The organism is Mesorhizobium sp. M5C.F.Ca.IN.020.32.2.1 (assembly GCF_004023105.1).
GTDB lineage: Bacteria > Pseudomonadota > Alphaproteobacteria > Rhizobiales > Rhizobiaceae > Mesorhizobium > Mesorhizobium wenxiniae.
Genome location: NZ_RZSX01001713.1, coordinates 1 through 395 on the forward strand (window position 1 = coordinate 1; position 395 = coordinate 395).

Annotated in this window: 1 pseudogene; it reads left to right on the forward strand. The window is 66.6% G+C overall.

Annotated features, from left to right (window positions below):
* Positions 1 to 395 (forward strand): annotated as a pseudogene (locus EOA86_RS38295) (6-phosphofructokinase); the annotation flags it as partial.

The following is a 395-nucleotide window of genomic DNA, read 5'->3' on the forward strand; positions in this document are numbered from 1 at the left end:
CCACGCTCGACCGCCACAAGCGCTGCATCGTTGCCGTGTCCGAAGGCGTCAGCACCGCCGACGGCAAGGCACTGGTCGAAAGCCTTGTCCCGCCGGAGAAACTGGAGCGCGATGCGCATGGCAACGTCAAGCTGTCGGGCAGCGACCTGCCGGCCGCCCTCGAGCGCGCGCTAGCCGAAGGATTGCCGGGCAAGCGGGCGCGTGTCGATGCGCTCGGCTACATGCCGCGCGGCTATGTCGGCGCCATCAACGCCGTCGATGCGCAGGAAGCTTTCGATGCCGGCGTTTTTGCCGTCGCTGTCGCCGAACAGGGCGGCGGCTCGGTGGCGCTGCAATATGACGGCAAGAAAACCGTGCTGAAGAAGGTGCCGCTGAAAAACGTCGCCGGCAAGACC